Source organism: Limnofasciculus baicalensis BBK-W-15 (assembly GCF_024178385.1).
GTDB lineage: Bacteria > Cyanobacteriota > Cyanobacteriia > Cyanobacteriales > Coleofasciculaceae > Limnofasciculus > Limnofasciculus baicalensis.
In genome coordinates this window covers 1-6,738 of sequence record NZ_JAMZMM010000338.1, presented here as the reverse complement: position 1 = coordinate 6,738, position 6,738 = coordinate 1, and the positions used below count along the sequence as shown (strand labels likewise).

7 protein-coding genes are annotated in these 6,738 nt (G+C 40.4%); 6 read left to right on the top strand and 1 reads right to left on the bottom strand.

From position 1 onward, the window contains the following. Nucleotides 1–47: 47 nt before the first annotated feature. A complete protein-coding gene (locus NJ959_RS23785) occupies nucleotides 48–737 on the top strand; it encodes a C40 family peptidase (RefSeq protein ID WP_254014229.1) in 690 nt (229 codons plus the stop codon). Nucleotides 738–740: 3 nt separating this feature from the next. Here NJ959_RS23785 and NJ959_RS23780 read toward each other — a convergent pair whose 3' ends face one another. After that, nucleotides 741–2,336 carry a glycosyltransferase family 39 protein gene (locus NJ959_RS23780; RefSeq protein WP_254014228.1) on the bottom strand — a complete coding sequence of 532 codons (1,596 nt, stop codon included), beginning with the start codon at nucleotides 2,334–2,336 and terminating at the stop codon, nucleotides 741–743. A 215-nt stretch (nucleotides 2,337–2,551) separates the two neighbouring features. On the opposite strand from NJ959_RS23780, the gene NJ959_RS23775 reads away from it, so the two are divergent. The 5 genes from NJ959_RS23775 to NJ959_RS23755 form a co-directional block, all read left to right on the top strand. Then, nucleotides 2,552–3,583, top strand: a complete 1,032-nt coding sequence (locus NJ959_RS23775) for a glycosyltransferase family 2 protein (RefSeq protein ID WP_254014227.1) — start codon at nucleotides 2,552–2,554, stop codon at nucleotides 3,581–3,583. A gap of 34 nt (nucleotides 3,584–3,617) precedes the next feature. Continuing rightward, a complete protein-coding gene (locus tag NJ959_RS23770; protein WP_254014226.1) occupies nucleotides 3,618–4,877 on the top strand; it encodes an MFS transporter in 1,260 nt (419 codons plus the stop codon). A gap of 21 nt (nucleotides 4,878–4,898) precedes the next feature. Then, entirely contained in the window at nucleotides 4,899–5,930 is a 1,032-nt protein-coding gene (locus tag NJ959_RS23765) for a GHMP family kinase ATP-binding protein (protein WP_254014225.1), read from the top strand. Between the two features lie 42 nt (nucleotides 5,931–5,972). Next, nucleotides 5,973–6,596: a D-sedoheptulose-7-phosphate isomerase gene (locus NJ959_RS23760; RefSeq protein WP_254014224.1), complete on the top strand. Its 624-nt coding sequence runs from the start codon at nucleotides 5,973–5,975 to the stop codon at nucleotides 6,594–6,596. A 17-nt stretch (nucleotides 6,597–6,613) separates the two neighbouring features. Further along, on the top strand, nucleotides 6,614–6,738 hold a 125-nt coding region (locus NJ959_RS23755; RefSeq protein ID WP_254014230.1), incomplete at its 3' end, for a sugar phosphate nucleotidyltransferase.

The window sequence follows — 6,738 nt, the reverse complement described above, 5'->3', positions numbered from 1 at the left end:
CCCCATTCCCCATTCCCTATTCCCCACTCCCCACTCCCTAAATAATTATGTTTGAGGAATTACCAGAATCCAATAGCGGTGAATACTGCTGTGGCATTAGTTTAAACCTTTATGATTCTCCCACCTGCGAGGGTTTGGCTACCCAAGCCGCACCCTCGCGACATTTGCGGGTATTATCCCAAGAAGTGAGTCAAGCCCTACAGGTGTGTTTGTGCGAGGATGGCTATACTGCTTGGTTGCGGGTTGAAGACTTGGCGCACCTGGAACGGATAGATCGAGTCTATCAAGCGATCGCACTTTCACGTACCGAAATCCAATCGCGAATCCCAGAAGTCATTGCTTTTACTAAAAGTGCGATGGTACAACCTAATTATTACCTGTGGGGAGGTACAGTGGGACCAAATTACGATTGTTCCGGATTAATCCAGGCTGCGTTTGCCGCGTCAGGAATTTGGCTACCCAGGGATTCTTATCAACAAGCAGCATTTACCCAAAAGATTGAGATTGAAGAACTTCTACCGGGCGATTTAGTTTTCTTTGGCACACCTGAGAAAGTGAACCATGTGGGCTTATATTTAGGAGACGGATATTATATCCATAGTTCTGGCAAAGAAAAAGGTCGTAATGGCATTGGTATTGACCTACTTTCAGCAGATGGAGATGAGGTTGGCAAGTTATATTATCAGCAGTTTAAAATAGCAGGACGAGTGGCAACAAATTATCAAGGATTTCGGTAAATGTTATTCTTTGTCCAGTTGCCAAAGATTTTGTTTTCGACCTTTATAAGCCATAGTTATCTTGTAGTTTTGCTCTTTCTCTAATTTAGAGCCTAATTCTTGGGAAGGTTGCCATAAAAATAGATGAGTAAAACTATGAGGAATATCGATAATACTTGACGGGTTTGCCACAAGAATCTTCACATTTCTGTTCAACTTATGACTGAGAGTTAGTGGAGCAGATTCTGCGATCAGAAGTGGCTGGGTAGCTTGGTTTATAATATGAATAGCATGGAGTTCATCATCACTGGTCGTTCTCTTATTCCACCAAGTCTCGTTTTGAGAACTGATGATGCAGGATAATACTCCACCCGATAAGAGCAAGACTGTGACAAACTTCCACATCCTCTGTTGCCAAATATTAACAGAGATAGAGCTAATTTGCCTAGCGAGAAGATGGGCAACAGCTAGCTCTATCCCTATGTAGCAAGGAATGAAATAGCGACCCATAATTGACAGATATCCTCCCGTAATCAAATCGTGAAGCAGCACGGCTAATCCTGTACTACCAATTAATGTCAAGACAAACACAGAAGTTCGTTCTGGAGCCTTACGATAGAGTAGGTAAAGAGAATATCCAACCAAGATTAAAATTAGGGGAATTAAGTATTTACCAAAATGCCAATTAAAATGAGCCTCTGGGTTATATGTAAAAACATACCAAAAATCCATAAAAACATAGCTAAGGTTATAAATCCAATGAGTGACCAAAAATGACAGAGACATATTTTCAGTCGCCCAAGAAATAGCCTGTTCAACACTAGACTTATTAGCGATTATAACCAGAATCCAAGGGCTAAAAATTAGAACTCCTGCCAGAGATGCAAGCAAATAAGAAATAAATGTTCTACTCAATCGACAGCGTTCAATTATAAGCACATAAATCCCATGACCAATTGCTACAAAAATAGTAAACAGATATGAATATAGTCCCAGTGCTACAGTTAGGGCATAAATTACCCAATTGAGTTTTGTTCCAATCCTCATCGCTCGAAGGAGTACAGTACTTGACAGTAAAATTAATACTGTCCATAGGCTATACATCCGTGCTTCCTGAGCGTACAATAGATGAAAGGGTGAGACAGCTATTAGTGCGATCGCTATCCATCCCACCAAGGACGACTCAAATAATTCCAAACATAACCAATAAATGCAAGGAAATATTAGCAAACTCATAGCGGCTGAAAAACTCCGCGTCACCGCCATGGAATCGCCAAACCACTCCATCCAAACTCGCACCATCACAAAATACAGAGGTGGATGAGTATCTTCCACAGCTAAACTTCTAACTGTATCTATTAACTTTTTCTCAGGATTAGGGTGCTGATACTTTAAAATATCTTCAATCCCAACTATATGACCTTGTAATGCTTGCTGCACTTCGGCTGATGTATATCCAGAAATTCTCAATGAAGTCGAAGACTCATCACCCCAGTATACTTTTTTATCGAGATTGACAAAGCGAAAAAATATGCCCAATAGTAACAAAATAATAATGAGAATATTTACCCATTTTTGGGGCGATCTAAAAAAGGTTGTTACTGAGTGTTTTGGATTCATATTTTTAGACTAGAGCGCTTAACTATAGTAATTAAAATCAAATAAATCTCTTCCTGTCTGTCACGAACAAACGATCTATACTCAGAGAATCAATGGATTTTGATGAACTCAATGGCATGATAGAGTTTTAAGAAGGATTCATTGGTTTATCAATATGTGGTAGCATATTATACATTGATAGTATCCTGTCACTATATTAACAATTAGTAGAGTAGATGAAACAGTCTATAATTCCTCAACACTTTGAATACCAGAGCGATTCTTCCTTTAAGGGAAGACCTGATGTATCCGTAGTGGTTCCAATCTACAATGAAGTGGAGAGTCTCCCTTCACTGATTGACGCGATCGCAAATACCCTAAATTCTACTGGATTGGACTACGAACTCATTTTAGTCGATGATGGCTCCACAGATGGTTCTCCCCAATTGCTGAAACAACAAGCTCAATATCACCCCTATCTGCGAGGGGTACTCCTCCGTCGAAATTATGGGCAAACCGCAGCAATGGCAGCAGGCTTTAATTTTGCACGGGGAAGTGCCATTGTTTCCTTAGATGGTGATTTACAAAACGATCCCGCAGATATTCCCCTACTCTTGGCTAAATTAGAGGAAGGTTACGATTTAGTTAGTGGTTGGCGACAAAATCGACAGGATGCAGCATTGACGCGATTATTACCTTCTAAAATTGCTAATTGGTTAATCGGGAAGATTACTGGGGTGAAAATACATGACTACGGTTGTTCCCTGAAAGCCTATCGCTCAGAATTATTAGCTGATATGAACCTTTACGGCGAGTTGCATCGATTTTTACCTGCTTTAGCCTTTATTGAAGGAGCGAGAATTGCTGAATTACCTGTCCGTCACCACCCCCGCCGTCATGGTAGCAGTAAGTATGGATTGGGACGTACTTTCCGGGTGTTGATGGATTTGTTTACTGTCTATTTCATGAAAAAGTTTCTGACACGCCCGATGCACGTTTTTGGCTCACTGGGGATGATGTCGCTCTTGTCGGGGATGGGTTTAGGTGTCTATCTCTCCTTTCTAAAGCTGGGGTTGGGGAAAGATATTGGCGATCGCCCTTTATTAATTTTAGCTGTAGTTTTGCTCTTGACGGGCGTACAGTTGTTCTGTTTTGGTCTTTTGGGGGAACTCCTGATGCGAACTTATCACGAATCTCAGGGTAGACCAATTTATCGAGTACGGGAAATAATTGAAGGAAGTGTTAAGAATAGTAAACAGGAGAGATAAAACTGCGACTTAGTTTTGCAGTCAACCTGGGTGAGTGAATATTTTTAGCACGTTAGAGGCGCAGTGTCGCCGCAGTCTACTGATTTTATTTGTGGCAGGTTTGGTATTTTGGTCGAGTTTAGCCTCAATGCTCCCAACCCTAGCCCCCTATATTGAAGATTTGGGGGGAAGCAAGCAGGAGGTGGGGATTGTCATGGGTAGCTTTGCCATCGGGTTGTTGCTCTCCAGACCAAAATTAGGATATCTGGCAGATTATAATAGCCGCAAGCTAGTACTCATTATTGGTACTAGTGTCGCTGCGATCGCGCCTTTGGGTTATTTGGTAGTCCATTCCATTCCTTTATTAATCGCACTCCGGATTTTCCACGGTGTTAGTATTGCTGCTTTTACCACTGGTTTCATGGCTTTGGTGACGGATTTATCGCCTGTAGATAAGCGGGGTGAATTAATTGGTTACATGAGTTTGACTACGCCAATTGGCATGGCTGTAGGTCCTGCATTGGGGGGATTTCTACAAGCTAAGGCGGGTTACACTCCCTTATTTCTAGTGGCTGGAGGGCTAGGTTTATTGGCGACAATTTGTGCTATTCAGGTGAAGGAAGCGCAGCGGGTGCAAGTCTTGCACGAGGAAAGGAGCCAATCGTCGCTGAAAGCGATGGGGCAACTTTTAGTTAGTCCCCGACTGCGGATTCCGACATTGGTTTTGCTCCTGACGGGTTTTGGCTTTGGCGCTGTTACTATATTTATAGCATTGTTCATTCGATCGACTGGCGTTGACTTAAATCCAGGCTGGTTTTTTACTGCGGCTGCGATCGCAAGTTTTATGGGGCGCTTAGTTACAGGTAGAGCATCAGATCGATATGGAAGGGGACTTTTTATTACGGGAAGTCTGATTATTTATGGGGTGTCAATGTTGATGATTTCCCAGGCTAAAAGCCCCCAAGTGTTTTTGTTGGCAGGTTTTCTGGAAGGGGCTGGCTCTGGGATATTATTACCGATGCTGATTACTTTAATTTCCGATCGATCTTTGCCTAATGAACGCGGTCAAGTTTTCGCTATCTCAATTAGCGGTTTGGATTTAGGAATTGCTATTGCAGGTCCGATATTAGGTTCGTTTTTTGACCAACTTGGTTACTCAGGTAGTTTCTTACTAGGAGCTATTATGATGTTGATAGCAGCGGTCATTTTTGTTACTCAGTCTAGCAAAGATTTATCTCACTCCTGGCGATTTGCTACTGGGAGGGAACGGGATCTTTATGCTGTAGATATAAAAGTTTACGATAAGTCACGTTAGCAGGGTGTAAAGAAAAATAGCATGAATAAAATTATTAGATCGAAAGCTCCTTTGAGATTAGGGCTAAGTGGTGGAGGAACTGATGTAGAACCTTATTGTAGTATTTATGGAGGTTATGTTCTCAATGCAACAATAGACTTGTATGCCTATTGTACGATTGAAGAAATTCAAGAAGATAAAATTATTTTTGTCGCAGCAGATAGAGAAGAAATACAAACTGAAAACTTAGAACTTCCTGTCAAGTATAATGGTATCCTCGATCTCCATAAGGCGGTATACAATCGAGTCATCAAAGACTTTAATCAGTCAGAAACTCTAAAACTCAAGATAACGACTTTCTCTGATGCACCTCCCGGATGTGGACTGGGTTCCTCCTCAACACTGGTAGTTGCTATGCTAAAAGCTTATGTAGAGATGCTTAAATTACCGCTTGGTGAATATGATATTGCTCATCTAGCCTATGAGATAGAACGAATTGATTTAGGATGGAGTGGAGGAAAACAAGATCAATATGCAGCGACTTTTGGCGGATTTAATTTTATTGAATTTTATGAAAAGAATCGAGTGATTGTTAATCCATTGAGGATTAAAAACTGGATGATCAACGAGTTAGAGAGTTCAATCGTATTATACGATACGGGAATATCACGAAATTCAGCCAAAGTGATTGAAGAACAAATTCAAAATATTGTGGATGAAAATGAAGGAGCAACTAAGGCAAGTCATCAACTCAAAAAAGAAGCTGTTCTCATGAAAGAAGCTCTCTTAAAGGCTGAATTCTCCCAAATGAATGAAATTTTGAAAAATTCCTGGGATGCGAAAAAGAAAATATCGAGTTTAATTAGTACGCCTCAAATTGAACGAGCGTACAAGGTGGCGATGGAAGCTGGAGCTTACTCAGGCAAAATAACAGGTGCCGGAGGAGGAGGATTTATTATATTTATGGTAAATCCTGTAAAAAAACCTGAGATAGTCAAAGCTCTCAACCAACAAGAAGGAAAAACTGTGAATTTTCATTTTACTAAATATGGAACCGAAGCCTGGATTGTTTAGGAATCAATCTTTAATTTTAGCAAATCTCAAGTAGGTAATAATATGTCGTCAGGAAATCCAGAAAAATCCCAAATCCGAGTAGATTTATCGACTTCAAATTTAGTGGGGAATGAAATCAAGGAATCTTATGAAGTCCACAAAAGGTTATTGGAAGATGAAGCGAAATTACAAACAATTCAAGCAGTTGTCCAAGAATGTATAGATGTTTATAAGAGAGGCAATAAAATTCTAGTGGCTGGGAATGGAGGAAGTTCCGCAGATGCTTTGCACATGGGAGGCGAGATTCTCTGTAGATTTAAAAAAGATAGGCCTCCTTTACCGATACGAGTTTTAACGACTAACATATCTACTATCACAGCAATCGCTAATGATTATGGTTATGAATACATCTTCAGCAGGCAAATCGAAGCAGAAGGCGTGCCTGGAGATATTTTTATCGGACTGACAACTTCTGGCAAATCATTAAACATTCATAAAGCTTTGGAAATCTGTAAAAACAAGAATATAATGACAGTAATTCTCACAGGTTCTCAAGGTGCTGAAATTAGTTCAGCCTGCGATTACTCCGTTATCGTTCCTAGTCACAATACTCCGAGGATACAAGAATGTCATCTGTTGATCCTCCATACTATCTGTTTAGGTATAGAAGAAGCAATTTTTAGTTAATCTTAGATAAAATTGTCATGGATATTATTGTTCTCGCAGGTGGTTTAGGAACCAGACTGAAGCCAATTACTGAAAACTTGCCAAAGCCGCTGGTTTCCATTGCTGGAAAGCCATTTTTGACATATATTTTTGATTATTTAAT

Bases quoted from the DNA above. Each gene is read 5' to 3' on its own strand.
- NJ959_RS23785 (WP_254014229.1), top strand. From the start codon at position 48: ATGTTTGAGGAATTACCAGAATCCAATAGCGGTGAATACTGCTGTGGC.
- NJ959_RS23780 (WP_254014228.1), bottom strand. From the start codon at position 2,336: ATGAATCCAAAACACTCAGTAACAACCTTTTTTAGATCGCCCCAAAAA.
- NJ959_RS23775 (WP_254014227.1), top strand. From the start codon at position 2,552: ATGAAACAGTCTATAATTCCTCAACACTTTGAATACCAGAGCGATTCT.
- NJ959_RS23765 (WP_254014225.1), top strand. From the start codon at position 4,899: ATGAATAAAATTATTAGATCGAAAGCTCCTTTGAGATTAGGGCTAAGT.
- NJ959_RS23760 (WP_254014224.1), top strand. From the start codon at position 5,973: ATGTCGTCAGGAAATCCAGAAAAATCCCAAATCCGAGTAGATTTATCG.